This is a genomic window from Xanthomonas sp. LMG 8993 (assembly GCF_009835065.2).
GTDB lineage: Bacteria > Pseudomonadota > Gammaproteobacteria > Xanthomonadales > Xanthomonadaceae > Xanthomonas > Xanthomonas arboricola.
The window spans coordinates 405,985-423,065 of the sequence record NZ_QVIF02000001.1; the positions used below are offsets into that span (position 1 = coordinate 405,985).

The following is a 17,081-nucleotide window of genomic DNA, read 5'->3' on the forward strand; positions in this document are numbered from 1 at the left end:
GCAAGCATATGAAAACCGTTCTTTCCATCCTTGGTGGTCTGGTCATGATGGGCGCGGTCGCGAGTGCATCGGCCCAATCCTTCGATATCGAGCAGGGCAAGGCGATCGGTGAGCAGCAGCTGCAGTGTCTCAGCCTGCCTGCCGGCGACATCGCCAGCTGCCTGTCCAACACCGTGTCCACCTGGTTCGACAGCTGGTTCTGACCGGCCGACACTCCACCTGCGATACACGGGCGGCCCGCACGCGCGGGCCGCCTTTTTGTTGCCGTTGGCTGTTAGAACTGGCCGCCGAAGGTGAACTGCAGACGTTCGATCTCGTCGTTGTCTTCCTTCTTCAGCGGGAACGCGTAGCTGATCGAGATGGGGCCGACCGGTGCGCGCCACAACAGCGCCACGCCGGTGGACGCACGCAGCTCGTTGGCCTTGAAGTTGTCCACGCCGTCGTAGACGTTACCGAAGTCGAAGAACGCCGATACGCGTGCCGACGGGCTGTCGAACAGCTTGGGGAAATACATTTCCACCGAACCGACGGTCTTGAACGAACCACCCAGCGGCTGGCCGCGCGAATAGTTCACCGTCCGTTCCGAACGCGGACCCAGCGTGTTGTCTTCGAAGCCGCGTACCGAATTGGTACCGCCGGCGTAGAAGTTCTCGTAGAACGGCAGGCCGGTGGCGGTGATGGTGCGCGACACGCCATTGGCGTCGGTCACCACGCGCGTGCTGTCATTGCCGTAGCTGTCGCCATAGCCCAGCTCGAAGCGGGTGTTCAACACGATTGCCGGAATGATCGGCCAGTAATTGGAAATCTGATAGTTGAGCTTGTAGTACTCGACCGTGGAGCCGGGCAGGGTGGTCTCCAGGCCGACGCGCTGGTACATGCCGCGGGTCGGCATGAAGAAGTCGTTGCGGGTGTCGCGTGCCCAACCCAGCTCGGTGCGCCAGGCATGGAAGGTGCGCGTGCCGACCGCATCGATGTAGTCGATGATCGCCTGCGGGGTCTGGCCCTGGAACGTGTTGATCTGGTTGCTGTCGATGCCGACCATCGCCGAGACGGTGTCGTTCTCGGTGATCGGCACGCCGAACACCACCTGCGCCGAGCCATTCTTGCTGTTGTACTGCGCGGTGTTGAAGTCCGAGTAGTCCAGCGAGCGCCACGACAGGTTGTAGCCCAGCGACACGCCGTCGTCGGTAAAGAACGGGTTGGTATAGGAGAACGCGTAGCGCTGCTGGTAGCTGCTGCGCGAGGCTTCCACCGCCACCCGGTTGCCGCCGCCCAGGAAGTTGTTCTGCGACAACTGCACCGAGGTGGTCACACCGAAGCTCTGCGAGTAGCCCAGGCCGAACACGAAGCTGCCGGAGGTGGTTTCCTTGACGTTGTAGACCACGTCGACCTGGTCGTTGCTGCCCGGCACCGCCGGCGTTTCCACGTCCACGCTCTCGAAGTAGCCCAGGCGCTGCAGACGGATCTTGGAACGGTCGATCGCCGCCTGCGAGTACCAGGTATTTTCGAACTGGCGCATTTCGCGGCGCAACACCTCATCGGAGGTGCGGCTATTGCCTTTGTACAGGATGCGGCGCACGGTCACGCGCGGGCCCGGCACCAACTGCAGGTTCACCGCAACGGTGCGGTCCTCGCGGTTCGGAGTCGGGATCGGGTTGACCTTGGCGAACGCGTAACCGACGTTGCTCAGCGTGTTGGTGATCGCATCGGAGGTGTACTCCAGCAGCGCACGCGAGAAGATGTCGCCGGCCTTGGGGATGACCAGACGCTCGATATCGGCCTGCGGCAGCACGGTGTCGCCGGTGACCTTGATCTCGGAAATCTTGTACTGCTCGCCCTCGGTGACGCCGGCGCTGACGAACATGTCGCGCTTGTCGGGGCTGATCGACACCTGGGTGGAGTCGATGCTGAAGTCCACGTAGCCGCGGTCCAGGTACCAGGAGTTGAGCTTCTCCAGGTCGCCGGACATCTTTTCCTTGGAGTACTGGTCGTCGCGGCGGTACCACGAGGCCCAGTTGTGCTCCTTGGATTCCCAGTTTTCCAGGATGTCCTCGTTGGCGAACTTTTCGGTGCCAATCAGGTTGACGTGGCGGATCTTGGCCGCCTTGCCTTCCTTGATCGCGATCGCCACATCCACGCGGTTACGGTCCAGCGGGCTCACCGTCGGGGTGATCTCGACGTTGTACTTGCCGCGGTTGTTGTACTGGCGGGTCAGTTCCTGGGTCACGCGGTCCAGGCTCAGGCGATCGAAGGTGCCGCCTTCGGTCAGGCCGATGTCGCCTAGGCCCTTGAGCAGCTCCTCGGACTTGATGTCCTTGTTGCCGGTCACGGTGAGCTTGTTGATCGCCGGACGCTCCTTCACGGTGATCACCAGGATGTTGCCCTGGCGATCCAGCTGCACGTCCTCGAAGAAGCCGGTGCGGTACAGCGCACGGATCGAGTCGGCGACCTTGGCATCGTCCACGGTGTCGCCGCGGTTCACCGGCAGATAGGTGAACACGGTGCCGGAGGCGATGCGCTGCAGGCCGTCGACGCGGATGTCGCTGGCAACGAACGGCTCTGCGGCCAGGGCAACGACTGGCAGGCTGAGGCCGGCGGCAAGAGCGAGGGCAAGCAGGCGGCGAGTGGGAAGACGCGTCATGTCACATCCGGTTGGAGTCGATTTCGGGTGTTGCTGGATGCCGACGTATGACGACGACAACAGGCGGAAAGAGTGGAGCAGCTTCATCGTGGAACCAGGCCGAGGATGTCGTTGTAGAACGCCAGTCCCATCAGCCCGGCCAGGACCGCCAGGCCGACATATTGCCCGGCAATCATGGCCCGTTCGCTGATCGGGCTGCCCTTGACCAACTCGATAAGGTAATACAGCAGATGCCCACCGTCCAAGATCGGGATCGGCATCAGGTTGATGATCGCCAGGCTGAGCGACAGCAATCCCAAGAAATACAGGAACCAGTCGAGCCCGCGTTCGGCCGAGGCGTTGGCCGCGCGCGCGATCGTGACCGGCCCGGAGATGTTCTTGACCGAGGCCTGGCCGGTCAGCATGCGCTTCATCATGCCCAGCGAATCGGCGGTCATCCGGCCGGTTTCACGGATCGCCGCCGGCACCGCGGCGAACACGCCGTACTGCTGGCGGCTGTCGTAGGCCGGCGCCTGAGCCGCCGCAAATCCCACGCCCAGCAGCCACTGGCCCTGCGGCGATCGGCGCGGGGCGATTTCCAGCGCCAGCCGGTCTTCGCCGCGCGCGACCTCGATCATGCCGGTATCGCCTTGCGCGCCCAGTGCCTGCAGCTGGGCGGGAATCTCGTCGGCTGAGCGAATCGGCTGGCCGTCGATGGCGACGATGCGGTCGCCCGGCTGCAGCAGCCCCTGCGCCGCGGAGCCGGCGACCACCTGGCCCACCACCGGCGGCTGCAGCATGAACTGCCAGCCGATGCCGGCCAGCGAGGCCACGCGGCGCTCGTCAAAGCCGGCCGGCAGCTGCGACAGCCGCAGCGTGTGCTCGCGGTTGCCGGCGCCGTCGGTGGCTGTCAGCACGTGGATATCGCGCTTGTCCATCGCCGCGGTGGTGAGCTGCATGCTGGCATCGCTCCAGCTGCTGACATCGCGCCCATCGATGCGCACGATGCGCTCGCCCGGGGTCAGGCCGGCTTCTGCGGCCAGGCCATCGGCACGGCCGACGGTGGCCGAGTAATCCTGTTTGCCGACCACGAACATCGCCCACAGCATCGCCATGCACAGCAGCAGGTTGGCGATCGGGCCGGCGGCCACGATGGCGATGCGCTGCCACACCGTCTTGCGGTTGAAGGCCTGGTCCTGCTCGGCCGGATGCACGTCGCCTTCGCGCTCGTCGAGCATCCTGACGTAGCCGCCCAGCGGGATGGCCGCCACCACGAACTCGGTGCCGTGACGGTCGCGCCGCTTCCACAGGGGTTTGCCGAAGCCAACCGAAAAGCGCATCACCTTGACGCCGCAGCGGCGCGCGACCCAGAAGTGGCCGAATTCGTGGAAGGTCACCAACACGCCCAGGCTGACGATCATCCACCAGACCGAACCGATGAAATCACCCATGGATGCAACTCGTCTGCGTAAATCGATCAGGCATGAAGGCGGTGATGGGCGAGGGCACGTTCGGTGATCTGCCGCGCTTGCGCATCGGCAGAAAGCAGGGTGTCGAGGGAGTCGGCATTGTGCCGTGGGAGCGTTGTCAGTGTGTGTTCGACCAACGCGGGAATCGCTAGGAAACCCACCTGGCCCTGAAGAAACGCTGAAACAGCCACTTCATTGGCCGCGTTCAGGATCGCAGGGGCGGTTCCACCGGCCTCCAGCGCCTCCCAGGCCAGGCGCAGGCATGGGAATGCGGCGGTGTCTGGCGCCTCGAAATCCAGCCGCCCTTGGGTCAGCAGGTCCAGCCCGGCAACCCCGGACTCGACCCGCTCCGGCCACGCCAGGCCGACCGCCAGCGTGGTGCGCATGTCCGGCAGGCCGAGCTGGGCCAGGGTGGAGCCGTCGACGAATTCCACCAGCGAGTGCACCAGGCTCTGCGGATGCACCAGTACATCGATCTGCGCGCCGGGCAGGCCGAACAGGTGATGCGCTTCGATCACTTCCAGGCCCTTGTTCATCAGCGTCGCCGAATCCACCGAGATCTTCGGCCCCATCGACCATTTGGGATGGGCAACCGCCTGCGCGGGGGTGACAGCGCTCAGCGCGGCGCGGTCCCAGCCGCGGAACGGCCCGCCGGACGCGGTCAGGATCACCCGGCGCACGCCGCGACTGGCGTCGCAGGAGCGCAGACACTGGAAGATCGCGCTGTGTTCGCTGTCGATCGGGATGATCTCGGCGCCGGCCGCCGCCGCGGTGCGGGTCAGCAGCTCGCCGGCCAGTACCAGCGATTCCTTGTTGGCCAGCAGCAGGCGCTTGCCGGCGCGGGCTGCGGCCAGCGTGGAGGGCAGGCCGGCCGCTCCCACGATCGCCGCGACCACGGTGTCGCAGGCATCGCTGGCAGCCAGCGCGTCCAGGGCGTCGGAGCCGGCGTGCGCCTGGGTGGCCAATCCGGCCGCGCGCAGACCGTCGCGCAGTGCCGGATACAGGGATGGGTCGGCGATCACCGCATGCGCAGGGCGATGGGTGACGCAGAGCGCCAGCAGCTCGTCGACCTTGCTGCCGGCCGACAGCACGCTGGCGCGCAGCCGCTGCGGATGACGGGCGATCACATCCAGTGCCGACGCACCGATCGAGCCGGTAGCGCCGAACACGGCGACCTGACGGAGAGGGGAGCCAGCCATGCCTAGAATCCGAGAATTTCCTTGCCGAGTGCGAACACCGGCAGGGCGGCGAGCACGCCGTCGATACGATCCAGCACGCCGCCATGGCCCGGAATCACCGCACCCGAGTCCTTGGCGCCGGCGTGGCGCTTGAGCAGGCTCTCGAACAGATCGCCCAGCACCGAGGCCAGCACCGCCACCGCCGAGACCAGCACCAGCTGCGGCACGTGCGCCAGGGTCAGCCCGGCCAGCCAGCCGAATGCGCAGGCGACCACGATGCCGGCGACCAGGCCGCCGAGCAGGCCTTCGATGGTCTTGTTCGGGCTGACCCGCGGCGCCAGCTTGTGCTTGCCGAACGCGCGGCCGGCGAAATAGGCGCCCGAATCGGCCGCCCACACCATGGTCAGCGCGGTCAGCAGCCACAGGTTGCCCTTGTCCGGGTTGGCGTGCAGCAGCACCAGCGCGGCCCAGGCCGGCAGGACCGCCAGGGTGCCAGCGGCGAGCTTGAGCGCGCGCGCCTGGCCGTTGCCGTGATCGGCACCGAAGGTGAAAAAGCGCAGCCATAGCAGCGCCAGCAGCCACCAGACCACCCCCACCAGGGCGGCGATCTGGAACAGCACCATGGAGCCGGCCGAGGCCCACACCATCAGCACCATCAGCAGCAGATTGAGCATCAGCAGCACGGTGCGCGGCAGGCTGTCGTCGATGCCGGAGAGCTTGAGCCACTCCCACAGGCCGGTCAGGAACAGGATCGCCGCCAGCGCCGCCAGCCATTGCGTGGGCAGCAGCACGATCGCGCAGATGGCGAGCGGCGCCATGATCAGCGCGGCAATCACGCGGGTCTTGGTCATGCGGAGGAGCTCTCCGTCGCCTTGTCGGCGATCTGGGCGCTGGTCAGGCCGAAGCGACGTTCGCGCCCGGCATAGTCATCCAGTGCCTGCTGCAGTACGCCGGCATCGAACTCCGGCCACAGGGTTTCGGTGAACCACAGTTCGGTATAAGCCAGCTGCCACAGCAGGAAATTGCTGATGCGGGTGTCGCCGCCGGTGCGGATGAACAGGTCCGGCGCCGGCAGATCGGCCAACGCGACGCGGCTGGCCAGCAGCGCTTCGTCGATCTGCTGCGGTTGCAGGCGGCCGGCGGCCACTTCTTCGGCCAATGCCCGCGCGGCCAGCGCAATGTCCTGGCGGCCGCCATAGCTGGCGGCGATGCTCAGCACCAGCCGCGCATTGGCGGCGGTGACGCGCTCGGCGGCGGCCATGCGTTCGCGCAGCGGCGTAGCGAAACGGCTGCGATCGCCGATGAAGCGCACCTGCACGCCGCGCCGCTGCAGTTCGTCGACCTCGCGATCGAGCGCGTGCAGGAACAGCTTCATCAGTGCATCGACTTCCTCCTGCGGGCGGCCCCAGTTTTCACTGGAAAACGCGAACAGGGTGAGCGCCGAGACGCCTTTTTCCAGGCAGAAATCGATGGTGCGATTGACCGCACGCGCGCCGGCGCGATGACCGATCATGCGCGGACGCCGCCGACGCTGTGCCCAACGCCCGTTGCCATCCATGATGATGGCAATGTGGCGCGGCACGGCGGCAGCGGAAGGTGCTGGATGCATGGCAGGCGATGCCACGATCAGACCGTCATCAGTTCCTGTTCCTTGGCCTTGACGACCTCATCCACATCCTTGATGGCCTTGTCGGTGAGCTTCTGGATGTCGTCTTCGGCGCTGCGCGCCTCGTCTTCGGTGACCGCCTTGTCCTTGAGCAGATCCTTGACCTGCTGGTTGGCATCGCGACGGATGTTGCGGATGGCCACCTTGCTGTCTTCGCCCTCGCCATGCACGGCCTTGCTGAGCTCCTTGCGGCGCTCCTCGGTCAGCGGCGGCAGGTTCAGACGGATCACGGTGCCGACCACGGTCGGGGTCAGGCCCAGATCCGAGGCGTAAATCGCCTTTTCCACGTCCTTGATCATGCCCTTGTCGAACAGGCTGATGACCAGCGAGCGGCCTTCGGAGACACTGATGCTGGCGACCTGGTTGAGGGGGGTGTCGGTGCCGTAGGCCTTGACCTTGATGCCGTCCAGCAGCGCCGGAGAGGCGCGGCCGGTGCGCACGGTGGTCAGGGAATGGCGCAGAGCATCGATGCTCTTGGTCATGCGCGTCTGCGCGTCTTGTTTGATCTGGTTGAGCATCGCCGGAATCCGTGTGGAGCTGAATCCGGAGATTATAGCCGGGACTGCGTTTTGAGACTTGCCGGCCGGCAGAGTCCTGCGCAGCCGGTTCACCTGGGGTGCCACTCCACGCCCGGCATCGCCATCGGTCAGGCGTCAGCGCAGTCTCCGGGACCGCGCCTTTGCGATTCCCGAATCCCGATTCCCCACTCCCGGCCTCAGCTCCGGCCCTGCACCAACGTGCCGATCTGCTCGCCATGCAGGATGCGCAGCAGCACGCCGGGCTCGCTCATGCCGAAGATGCGCAGCGGCAGGTCGCTGTCGCGCGCCAGCGCGAAGGCGGCGGTGTCCATCACTTCCAGGCCCTGCAGGATGACCTGGTCGTAGGTCAGGCTGTCGTAACGCACTGCGTCAGAATGCTTCTTCGGGTCCTTGTCGTACACGCCGTCGACCTTGGTTGCCTTGAGCAGCAGGTCGGCACCGATCTCGATCGCGCGCAGCGCCGCGCCCGAGTCGGTGGTGAAGAACGGGTTGCCGGTACCGGCGGCGAAGATCGCGATGCGGCCCTTTTCCAGATGGCGGATCGCGCGCCGGCGGATGAAGTCCTCGCAGACATCGTTGATCTTGATCGCGCTCATCACGCGTACCTTGGCGCCGAGCTTTTCCAGCGCGTCCTGCATCGCCAGCGCGTTGATCACGGTGGCCAGCATGCCCATGTGGTCGCCGGTGACGCGGTCCATGCCGCTGGCGGCCAGGCCGGCGCCGCGGAAGATGTTGCCGCCGCCGATCACCAGCGCGACCTGCGCGCCGGCCTGCTGGGCTTCGATCACTTCATGGGCGAGGCGGTTGATGACCTTGGGATCGATGCCGTAATCCCCGTCCCCCATCAGCGCCTCCCCGGAAAGTTTGAGAAGAATGCGGCGATAGGCAAGTTCAGACATGGGGGAGACCTCGGTGTGGGGGATCGGCAAACGCCGGCAAGTCTAGCGGAAGCCTGTCACCGGGCGTGGTAAAAATTCGGTAGTTGGCGATGCCGTGATGCGTTGCTCAGTGCGCGCGCGGAGGTTGCGGCGTCGGCATGTCGGTCGCATCGTAGGCGGTAACGCGGTTGCGGCCGCGATGTTTGGAGCGATACAGCGTGCTGTCGGCGGCCTGCAGCAGATGCTCGATGCTCTCGAACTGCCGGTCGCCACCGCCGTGGGTGGCCAGTCCCGCCGAGAAGGTGATGTGCAGCGGGCCGCCCTGCAGTTGCGCCATCGGCGTGCGTGCGGTCTCGGCCAGGATGCGCTCGACCACCATCAACGCCGCCTCGGCCGCGGTGTTGGGCAGGATCACCAGGAATTCCTCGCCGCCATAGCGGGCGACCAGGTCGCTGGTGCGCACCATGCGCTGCAGCGTCTGCGCGAAGTTGCGCAGCACCTCGTCGCCGACCAGATGGCCATGCGCATCGTTGACGCGCTTGAAGTCGTCCAGATCGATGAAGGCGATCGACAGCGGCCAGTTCTGGCGCGATGCCAGCTCGAACTCGTGCGCGAGCGCGGTGCCGAGCTGGTGGCGATTGAACACGCCGGTCAATGCATCGCGGCTGGCCTGTTCGGCCAGATGGCGCATGCGGTTTTCCGATTCGTCGGCATGCCGGCGCGCTTCGGCCACGTCCTGCAGCTCGCGCAGGCTGCGCAGCATCGCCAGCTCGCGGGCCTGCTCGAAGATCATCTGGATGTGCTCGGGCTGCGGCACGCGGATGTCGAACAGGGCTTCCAGTTCGGGCAGCGACTCGGCGATGCGTTCGATCACCTTTTCGAAGCGTTCGGCATCCAGTTCCAGCACGTCCTGCGCCTGGCGCTGCGCGTGTTCGGTGGCGGCCACGGCACTGGCCGACAGCCAGATGTCCGCCAGGCGTCCGGACAGCGCGACACAGGCCATGAACGGCTCCAGGCTGGCGGGCTCTTCCTCGCTCTGCGCGATGGCGTTCTGCAGGTACGGCGGCAGTTGCCATTGATGCGCGAGCCAGGCGCCGACTTCGGCATGGGTGGCGCCCAGATGCGCGCGTTCGGCCTCGATCAGCGCGGCGTTGTCGGGCGCCTGTTCCAGCAGTGGTGCATACAGCTCGGGCGCGCCCTGCAGCAGGGCGAGCTTGCCGATGTCCTGCAACAGGCCGGCCAGCATGAGTTCTTCGGGTTTGCGGATGCCGTAGGCCTGGCCGAGGATGCGACTGGCCAGCGCACACAGGCCGGCGCGGCGCCAGATGCGCTCATGCAGCGGATGCGCGGTAAAGGTGCTGCGCACGCCATGCACCATCGAAAACCCCAGCGCCAGGCTCAGGGTCGCGTTGAGGCCGAGCATGGTCAGCGCCTGGCCGAGGTTGTCGATGCGGCGGCGGCTGGCGTACAGCGGCGAATTGGCCACCCGCAGCATGCGCGCGCTCAGGGCCATGTCCATGCCGATGACGTTGGCGGTGGTGGTCATGTCCACGTCGGGGTCCTGCGCCAGCTCGATGACGCGCAGCGCAACGCCCGGGGGCGATGGCAGGTTGCGGCAGTAGTGCAGGGCGGCCTGTAGATCTGGTTGCATGGGTCATCGCCGACGGTGGGCGCAAGCATACCGCTGCGCTCGTTAATGGGGCACGCCATGCTCCGCCGTCGCCGCGCGGCAACGCGTGCGCGATGGGGGGCGGAAAAGCCTGGTCGGCATGCAGTTCTAGCGGCAACCGCCACCACATCTGTAGAGTTGAGGCCGGTCGCGGGCCCGGCGGATGCGTTCGCTTCAGCTTCGCGCTTTCAGGGGCCTGCGCGACAGTGTCGGGCCAAAAAAAAAGCCGCGGCAGGCCGCGGCTTTCTCTATGCAGTGGCGAGGATCAGGCCAGGCCGGCCTGCTTCATCACTTCGGCGGCGTAGTCTTCCACCACCTTCTCGATGCCCTCGCCAACGGCCAGGCGCTGGAAGCCCACCACTTCGGCACCGGCAGCCTTGACGGCCTGCTCGACAGTCTGGTCGGTGTTCAGCACGTACGGCTGGCCGTACAGGGTCACTTCGTTGACGATCTTGCTGATCTTGCCGCTGATGATCTTTTCCAGGATCTCGGCCGGCTTGGCCTTGTCCTTCTCGGACATCTTGGCCAGTTCGATTTCCTTTTCCTTGGCGATGAACTCGGCCGGGACATCGGAGGCCTTGACGTGCGGCGGGTTCATCGCGGCGATGTGCATGGCGATGCCGCGTGCCAGCTCGATGTCGCCACCCTTCAGCTCGACCAGCACGCCGATGCGGCCGCCGTGCACATAGGCCGCGACGTTGTTGGCGCTGTCGATGCGGACCAGGCGACGCACCTGCAGGTTCTCGCCGACCTTGGCGATGACTGCGGCGCGACGCTCTTCGATGGTCTCGCCGCTGTCGAGCTTGACGCTCTTGAGCGCTTCGGCATCGGCGGCATCCGAGTTCAGCGCGGCGGTGGCCACGGTCTCGGTGAAGGCCAGGAAGTTCTCATCCTTGGCGACGAAGTCGGTTTCGGAGTTGACTTCGACCAGCACGGCCTTGCCGCCGGCCTGTGCGGTGGCGATGCGGCCTTCGGCGGCAACGCGGTCAGCCTTCTTGTCGGCCTTGGCCAGACCCGACTTGCGCAGCCATTCGGCAGCGGCGTCGATGTCGCCTGCGTTTTCGACGAGTGCCTTCTTGCACTCCATCATGCCGGCGCCGGTGCGCTCGCGCAGTTCCTTGACCAGGGAAGCAGTGATTTCCATGGAATTACCTCATATGGACGAATGCGTGCGGCGGAGGGTTCCGCCAGTAGGAGACGGCGCAGCCAGGCCGGCCGCCCCCGTAGAAATGTTCAGTGGCCTCGGCGACGGGCCGCGCTGGGCCCGTCGGGGCTGCGGCCGCACAGCATGGTGCGGCCGCATTGCAGGCCGATTACTCGGCAGCCGGAGCGGCAGCGTCGGCCGGTGCGTCAGCCTTCTTGTCGCCCTTCTTGGCCGGAGCGCGACGGCCCTTGCCTTCGTCGGCGGATTCGGCCGAGAACTCTTCTTCGCGGACCGAAGCGGAGTTCGGCGCAGCAGCCTTGCCTTCCAGCACGGCGTCGGCGGCGGCACGTGCATACAGCTGCACGGCACGGATGGCGTCGTCGTTGCCCGGGATGGCGTAGTCGACCAGGGCCGGGTCGTAGTTGGTGTCGACCACTGCGATCACCGGGATGCCGAGCTTCTTGGCTTCCTTGATGGCGATGTCTTCATGGCCGATGTCGATCACGAAGATCGCGTCGGGCAGACGGTTCATTTCCTTGATGCCGCCCAGCGAGGCGTCCAGCTTCTCGCGCTCGCGACGCAGACCCAGCACTTCGTGCTTGACCAGCTTGTCGAAGGTGCCGTCGGTCTCGGCCGACTCCAGTTCCTTCAGGCGGGCAACCGACTGCTTGACGGTACGGAAGTTGGTCAGCGTGCCGCCCAGCCAGCGCTGGGTCATGAACGGCATGCCGCAACGCTCGGCTTCTTCCTTGATGGACTCGCGCGCGCTGCGCTTGGTGCCCAGGAACAGCACGGTGCCGCGCTTCTGCGCGATCGAGGAGAGGAAGTTCATCGCGTCATTGAAGAGCGGAACGGTCTTCTCGAGGTTGATGATGTGGATCTTGCCGCGCGCGCCGAAGATGTACGGCGCCATCTTGGGGTTCCAGTAGCGGGTCTGGTGACCGAAATGGACGCCGGCTTCCAGCATCTGACGCATGGTGACTTGGGGCATTGAAGTAACTCCTGATAGCGGAATCTACGTGCGCGGACTGGGCTTTGAAGAGTCCGCACATGGATGTGCGGGCCCTTGCGAAAGGATGCGCACAAACGATTCCGGGGTTGGGCTTCCCTGTCGCCTCCGTGACGAACCCCTCGCGGGGCACCCCGGCACGGATGGCGGCGGCAGGTGTGAATTCGTCGGTGACGTCCGACGTGAACGACGCAATGCGCAAGAGACGCAAAACAGCCGGCGGAGTATAGCTGGCTGAGCGGGCGGGCGCAATTGGCGAATCGGGATTGGGGAATAGGGATTCGGGATTCGGGATTCGGGATTCGGGATTGGCGGGCCGTGTGTCGCGGCAGTTGTTCGCTGTCGGTCCAGGATGGTCAAAGCGCCAGCTCTTGCGAATCCCCAATCCCGAATCCCCAATCCCGAATTCCCAATCCCCAGAGCTCACGGCTCCAACGCCAGCGTCGTCTCGATATCGCTGTTGATCCGCGCCACGAAGCGGCCATTGTCGGCGGCCACGTTGGCGGGCAGCGACCATTGGCGGGTCTGGCCGGGAAGCACATAGCCGGCAAGGTCGTCGCGGATGCTGCGGCGGGTGCCGCCGGCATCGATGTAGGCCAGGTCGGCCAGCCTGGCATGGCCGAGCCCGGCGTTGTGGACCTTCAGCGCGCGGCCGCTGCCCTGGCCGGACAGGCTGGCCTGCAGCAGCGGGCGAAGGTCGCCGGGCTGGCTGGGCAGGGCGAACACCGGCGTGGAATAACGCAGCAGTGCGGTGTCGCTACCGGAGGCATGCTGGGTCACTACCAGGCGGTAGCTGTCTTCGCTCTGCACCGGGCTGGGGCCCAGGCGGATCACCCGCAGCAATTGCCGGCCTTGCGGAGGAATTTCGAATTGTGCCGGGCTGACGGTGGCGGCGGTGGCCGGTTCAAGCAGTTCGCGGTCGCCATCCTGGCGCCAGCGGTAGAGCTTGGCTTCGGCGCGCCATGGCAGGGCCGCCTGGTTGTAGAGCCAGACGGTGGTCTGGTCGCTGTCGGCGGGAATGCGGGCGGTGGTCGGGGCGATGGCGATCTCGGCGGCAACGGCGCTGCCACCGATGGCCAGGCCGGCCAACGCCAACGCCAGCAGGCCGCAACAGGAGCGAGACGCGGCCATGGTCAGAACGCGATCGTGGTGATGGGCGCGCTGCCGGCAGGCGTTGGCCCGGCGAGTGCGCTGGCATCCTGCCCGGTGCTGGCGGCGGCTGGGGTGTCGGCGCTGCCGGCCGGCGGGGCGATCGCCATCGGCGTGCCCCTGGAACAGCTGGCGCGCGGCGGCGCAGTGCGCAGTTCGCAGCCGCTGAGCAGACGCAGGCCGATGTGCAGGGTGAAGTTTTCCGGGCCAGGCGCGGTGGCCGCGTTGGCCGCGGTAGAGCTCGCGCTGCAGACGAGGGCGACCAGCGTCAGGCGCTTCAACAAAGTGACCAGCGTCATGAAGGCAATCGTTTGCATTGGAGACGTAACAAATAGCGACGCCCCCAATGCGAACTTTATTAACTGTCAGTAAGTGATGGAGACGGTCACCGTGTCGTTGTAGGCACCCGCGATGGGCTGTTGCGGTGCTGGCGCGCGGCCATAGACGGTCACCGTCTGCGCGACTCCGTTGCCGGTGCCGCTGAGCGTATCCACACCGATGCTGGTGCCCCAGCGGTTGCCGCGGCCGGCGTCCCGATACAGTTCATAGGCGATGTAGTTGGCACTGCTGGCGTGGCGCATGCGCCGGACGTTGCCGGCGGCATTGATGCCATCGCCCAGCCCGATATTCCAGGCAGTGCGGTTGGTGCATGACAGGCTGATGGTGGAGGTGCGGTCGATGGCGGTATCGATGATGCCGGCGATGCTGCCGAAATCCAGGTCGGTGGTGACGTAGGTACTGCAGCGTGCCGGCACGTTGGCCGAGGCCGTGAACGGAAAGGCGTTGCTGGCGGTCTTGGCACCGCTGCCGCCGGCCGTGCAACTGCTCGGCGCCGGCGGCATACCGATGACGCTTTCGTTGTAGGAGTAGCGCAGCACGGTGTCGGCACCGCCGAAGCTGCTGGTGTGGTTGCCGACCGACAGCGTCTGGTTGGCCGGAATGCGCCCGTACAGGGTAATGCTGGCCGTCTGCGAGCCGCCGGTGACCACCGGAACGCCGTAGGACAGTGTCACCAGGCGCGGCGAGGGCGTCGTCGACCCGGTGGCGCCCCAGACCTGGGTCCGCGTGGCCTCGCTGTAGATCTGGAAGTCCAGGCTGTCGCTGGTGGGGTTGAGCATGCGGCGTGGCGCGTACAGCCCGTTGCTGGCGCTGCCCGGCCCGAGGTCCAGGCACAGACTCACCTGGGCATAGCCGAGCACGCTGAGCGCTGCGGTCGCGCAGGAGACGTTGAGCGTTGCCACCGCATCGGTGGTGCCGTTGGCCGCCACGTTGCCGAACGCCAGCGGGGTACCGAGGGTGACGCTGCAGGTGGTGTCCGCGTGCGCGCCCTGGCAGGGGGCAAGCCACAACGTGGCGATCGCCAGCGCAACGACCAGGCGCCACAGTGCGGGCAGGCTCATGGTGTTTGCTGCTCGAGAACGCAGGGCAGCGGGCCGACCCGCGGAATGCCGCCGGGGTTGGTCGGGTAGGTGAAGCGCGCGCTGCAGCGGCCATCCGGCAGCTCCACCAGGATGCGGTTGTCGGTCTGCAGGTTGTCCAGATAGGTTTCGCCGTCGTAGCCGACCACCACGCGTTCGGCGTTGCCCTCGCGTTGCACCACGCTGCCGACCGGCAACGGCACGCCCTGGGCGTCGTGCAGCACGATCATGGCCGCGCGCACCCGGGTGATGCCGAAGCGCACCGCCACCCCGGACTGCTGGCGCGGTGTCACCGCGGTATCGACGCGGTCCACGCGCAGGTCCGCCGGCAGATTCAAGGTGTCGATGGACAGCTGGTTGCGCTGCCACGACTGCAGCGGGGTGACCAGCAGCATCCCGCGCGCATCGGTGACGCCGATCAGGCGATTCTCCAGCCGCACCGGAATGCCGGGCTGGCCGTCGGTGGAGACCACCGCGAAGGCATCCTGGATATCGCGCGCGGCAAAGCCGCGGCCGTTCATCCACACCAGGCTGCCGCTGGCGCTGGCATAGCCGAAGTTGGCGCCATCCTGGTTGGCGACGCCGAGGTTGTAGCGGCCGACGCGGTTCAACCACCCCAGCTCGGCCAGGCCGCCGTTGGCATCGTCGCCGGCACGCCCCTGCAGGCGCCAACCGATCCCGCCCAGGTCGCCGTCGCCGGGTAGCGGCTGGCTCAGATCGGCCACGAATCCGGTGCGGTTGCCGTTGCGTTGCATCGAGGCGCTGGCCTGGCGCAACTCGCCGAACGTGGTCGACAGCGACAGGTACAGGCTACGGTCGCTGCGCACATCCAGGTTTTGGTTGCCGGACAGATTGGCCGCCCAGTTGCGCCCGAAACTGCGCGACCAGAACAGGCTCGCATACCGCGAGGTGTCGCCTTGCGGGTAGCTCAGCCGCACATAGCTGGTGCCCAGCGAGCCGATCGGATTGACGTTGACGCCGAACACCGCGCGGTCGCTGATGCGCGCCGGCAACGCGCCCTGCAGCGCGCCCAGGTCGCGATAGTCGCCGTGGGTGCGCTGGGTGCCGACAGTGAAGTTGAAGCGACGGTTGTTCCAGGCATACCCCAGCACGTACTGGCCGCCGCGCAGCGCATCCATCCGGCTATGCGCGTAGGCCGCGTTGACCACGCCGCCCGCGCCGAGCAGCCACACGCCGCCGGCACCGGCATTGACCACGCCGCCGCCGGCCTCGGTATGCGCTTCGATGGTGAAGTCATCGCGCAGGCCCTTGCGCAGCGTGGCGCTGGCGACCGTGCGCGACTCGTAGGAAAACGAGCGCACGCCGTAGTCCTGGCGCAGATGGCCGATGCCGGCCGACCATTCGGAAATGCCGCGCGCCAGCAGTTGCGGCGTGCCATAGAAGGCGAAGTCCAACCGGCGCACTTGGCCGAACGCATCGGTCACTACGATCTGCGCCTGCCCGGTGCCGCTGATGCCGGGTTGCGCGGCCAGCTGGAACGGGCCGGCCGGCACCTGGCCGCTGTACTGGCGCAGTCCGTCGACGTAGAGCTCCACCGTCGACGGCACCACCGCCTCGCCCAGGAAGCTTGGCGTGGGAGTGAGCACGCGGTACGGCTGCAAGGCGTAATTGCGGCCGATCTGTATCCCGCCCAGGCGGATCGAGCGGCTCCAGTCGACAAAGCCGCTGTAGAAGTCGCCGACCGTCAGGCTGGTGGTGCTGTCGGGGAAATCCATCTGCCAGGCGCTGTCCAGGCGCACCGCTTCGCTGCGCCAGCGCTGGTCCTGCGGGCGGTCGTAGGCCAGGAACACCGCGGTGGTGTCGACCATGCCGCGGCCGATGCCGAAGCCGCGCACTTCGGTGGCCAGCGACACGCTGCTGGCCCCGGCATTGCGCGTGGCATAGAGGTCGTAATTGAGCAGCATGCCCGGCGAGGCGGTGGCGCTGGGCGGTGAGACCTGTTCGGCCTTCAGTACCGTAGTGGAGAGCGACAGCTGCGCCAGCGGCACCTGCAACGCAAGCCGTTGCAGCGCAGCGTCGTAGCGCACCTCCACGTCGGGCAGGCGATCCAGATCGACCAGCTCGCTGGCGGGGCGGTCGGCCAGGAGGAAGCCCAGCTTGCGCAGCGTGTCGACGGAGCCGCGCAGGTGGCCGTTCACCAGTTCGAACGGTGCCAGGCCGCGCTCGGCCTGGTTGAGGCTGACATCCAGGTACAGCGTCTGCGGCAGGGCCGCCACGTTCTGCGGCGCCTGATCGGACAGTGGCGCCATGTCGGCCAGATCGCCGGAGGCGGCGTGTGCCAGGCAGGTGGCGGTCGCAAGCAGCGTCATCGCCAGCCGGCC

Annotated in this window: 15 protein-coding genes; 1 reads left to right on the top strand and 14 read right to left on the bottom strand. The window is 66.7% G+C overall.

The genetic code is table 11. The features are described 5' to 3' along the window. The first annotated feature begins 8 nt into the window (after positions 1-8). Positions 9-203, top strand: coding sequence for a hypothetical protein (locus DYQ94_RS01690; RefSeq protein WP_046342163.1), 195 nt, complete (start codon positions 9-11; stop codon positions 201-203). Positions 204-274: 71 nt separating this feature from the next. Here DYQ94_RS01690 and bamA read toward each other — a convergent pair whose 3' ends face one another. From bamA to DYQ94_RS01760, 14 genes are all read right to left on the bottom strand, one after another. After that, positions 275-2,641, bottom strand: a complete 2,367-nt coding sequence (gene bamA / locus DYQ94_RS01695; RefSeq protein ID WP_160954887.1) for an outer membrane protein assembly factor BamA — start codon at positions 2,639-2,641, stop codon at positions 275-277. A gap of 83 nt (positions 2,642-2,724) precedes the next feature. Next, on the bottom strand, positions 2,725-4,071 hold the full coding sequence (rseP, locus tag DYQ94_RS01700; protein ID WP_126965525.1) for an RIP metalloprotease RseP: 1,347 nt from the start codon (positions 4,069-4,071) through the stop codon (positions 2,725-2,727). 26 nt (positions 4,072-4,097) lie between these two features. Continuing rightward, positions 4,098-5,288 (bottom strand): 1-deoxy-D-xylulose-5-phosphate reductoisomerase, encoded by a 1,191-nt coding sequence (locus DYQ94_RS01705; RefSeq protein ID WP_160954886.1) that lies wholly within the window; start codon positions 5,286-5,288, stop codon positions 4,098-4,100. Between the two features lie 2 nt (positions 5,289-5,290). Next, positions 5,291-6,118: a phosphatidate cytidylyltransferase gene (locus tag DYQ94_RS01710; protein WP_126965527.1), complete on the bottom strand. Its 828-nt coding sequence runs from the start codon at positions 6,116-6,118 to the stop codon at positions 5,291-5,293. Then, a complete protein-coding gene (uppS, locus tag DYQ94_RS01715) occupies positions 6,115-6,876 on the bottom strand; it encodes a polyprenyl diphosphate synthase (RefSeq protein ID WP_024940375.1) in 762 nt (253 codons plus the stop codon). Before uppS ends, DYQ94_RS01710 begins: the two co-directional genes overlap by 4 nt. 17 nt (positions 6,877-6,893) lie before the next feature. Continuing rightward, a complete protein-coding gene (gene frr, locus DYQ94_RS01720) occupies positions 6,894-7,451 on the bottom strand; it encodes a ribosome recycling factor (RefSeq protein ID WP_016902392.1) in 558 nt (185 codons plus the stop codon). Positions 7,452-7,648: 197 nt separating this feature from the next. Further along, a complete protein-coding gene (gene pyrH, locus DYQ94_RS01725) occupies positions 7,649-8,371 on the bottom strand; it encodes a UMP kinase (RefSeq protein ID WP_024940374.1) in 723 nt (240 codons plus the stop codon). A gap of 106 nt (positions 8,372-8,477) precedes the next feature. Continuing rightward, positions 8,478-10,001, bottom strand: coding sequence for a sensor domain-containing diguanylate cyclase (locus tag DYQ94_RS01730; protein WP_024940373.1), 1,524 nt, complete (start codon positions 9,999-10,001; stop codon positions 8,478-8,480). A gap of 283 nt (positions 10,002-10,284) precedes the next feature. Continuing rightward, on the bottom strand, positions 10,285-11,163 hold the full coding sequence (gene tsf, locus DYQ94_RS01735; protein ID WP_126965528.1) for a translation elongation factor Ts: 879 nt from the start codon (positions 11,161-11,163) through the stop codon (positions 10,285-10,287). A 169-nt stretch (positions 11,164-11,332) separates the two neighbouring features. Beyond that, the gene (rpsB, locus tag DYQ94_RS01740) at positions 11,333-12,154 is read right to left on the bottom strand and encodes a 30S ribosomal protein S2 (protein ID WP_026064294.1); all 822 of its coding nucleotides are present in this window, start codon (positions 12,152-12,154) and stop codon (positions 11,333-11,335) included. Positions 12,155-12,595: 441 nt separating this feature from the next. Further along, on the bottom strand, positions 12,596-13,303 hold the full coding sequence (locus tag DYQ94_RS01745) for a fimbrial biogenesis chaperone (RefSeq protein ID WP_126965529.1): 708 nt from the start codon (positions 13,301-13,303) through the stop codon (positions 12,596-12,598). 2 nt (positions 13,304-13,305) lie between these two features. Then, a complete protein-coding gene (locus DYQ94_RS01750) occupies positions 13,306-13,638 on the bottom strand; it encodes a hypothetical protein (protein ID WP_054591608.1) in 333 nt (110 codons plus the stop codon). Between the two features lie 48 nt (positions 13,639-13,686). After that, positions 13,687-14,721, bottom strand: a complete 1,035-nt coding sequence (locus tag DYQ94_RS01755; RefSeq protein WP_126965530.1) for a Csu type fimbrial protein — start codon at positions 14,719-14,721, stop codon at positions 13,687-13,689. Further along, positions 14,718-17,069, bottom strand: coding sequence for a fimbria/pilus outer membrane usher protein (locus DYQ94_RS01760; RefSeq protein ID WP_126965531.1), 2,352 nt, complete (start codon positions 17,067-17,069; stop codon positions 14,718-14,720). The genes DYQ94_RS01755 and DYQ94_RS01760 overlap by 4 nt, the downstream gene beginning before the upstream one ends. Between the last annotated feature and the right edge of the window lie 12 nt (positions 17,070-17,081).